Below are 993 nucleotides of genomic sequence, written 5' to 3' on the forward strand. Positions count from 1 at the left end.
AAGCGTAACAACAGCAAATTCGATGCGCGTAAAAGGTTCAGGAATAGGGAGTAACGCAATCAGTAACAGGAGAATCGCAGCCACCGCGCCGGCGATCAGCACCGACAATGAATAAAGTTGGTTGAGAGAAACGGTTCTTTTTTGTGCGTCTTTCTCCACGCCGACAAAACGATAGAGTGCTTCGTGCAAAGCAAAGCTGACCAACAAGGTTGTCACTACGCCAAAAGTGGTCAGTAGCTCGAGTTTGCCCATTTGCTCTGGCGTCAAAAAGTGTGGGAGCACAGGCAACATGAGTAAGCTGATGCTTTTGTTGATCACTAACGCAATCGCGAAAAGTGACATGTTGGTCATTGCTTTAGACATGGTCATATCCTTTGACGTTGTTTCGCGCTTTGGCATTGTGATGACTGGTTGGCGCATGCTCTGAACATAAATATTGAGCTATTGGCATGTAGCAGCGTTCCGCGCTGTATAGCTGTGCAACATTTAAGGCTTCAAGTCCCATTGTGACCTTCATCCACGGTGACTCATTAAGCAGACGAATCGCATTGTGCAGAGAAGCCGCATTATTCGGCGTGTATTTGATGCAGTTCTTTCCATGAGTCAATACGCGATCCCAATAGCTATCATCGTGAGGGATAACCACACACATACCGGACGCCAGTGCTTCTAAAATGGAAAGCCCGAAAGGTTCGGTCACGCTGGTGGAAACAAAAACACCACACTGTGCGCGCAAATCGTTGAGGTTGTTTGGAGATTCATACCAATCGACCCCTTTGGTATTAAAATCCGGAGTGGAATATTCAACGCCTGGTACATTCGGTTTGATGTAACAAATGGTGGATTGCATGGTGGTAGTGTTTTCTAGCGTTAGGGCATCCAGTAGTAAATCCACGTTTTTCCATTTCAACAAACTCGCTGCCCAAAACACGCGATTGGAGATTGGATTAGCTTGTTTCGGCCAGCGTTCGCGAGAAAGGCCGTTAACAAATG

2 protein-coding genes are annotated in these 993 nt (G+C 46.7%); both read right to left on the reverse strand.

The genetic code is table 11. The features are described 5' to 3' along the window. Positions 1-363, reverse strand: a 363-nt coding sequence (locus R8N49_RS25340) for an oligosaccharide flippase family protein (RefSeq protein WP_412034908.1), incomplete at its 3' end; no start/stop codon positions are given. Beyond that, positions 356-993, reverse strand: a 638-nt coding sequence (locus R8N49_RS25345; RefSeq protein ID WP_318190239.1) for a glycosyltransferase family 4 protein, incomplete at its 5' end; no start/stop codon positions are given. The genes R8N49_RS25345 and R8N49_RS25340, both read right to left, overlap by 8 nt.

The organism is Vibrio sp. 1978 (genome assembly GCF_033344345.1).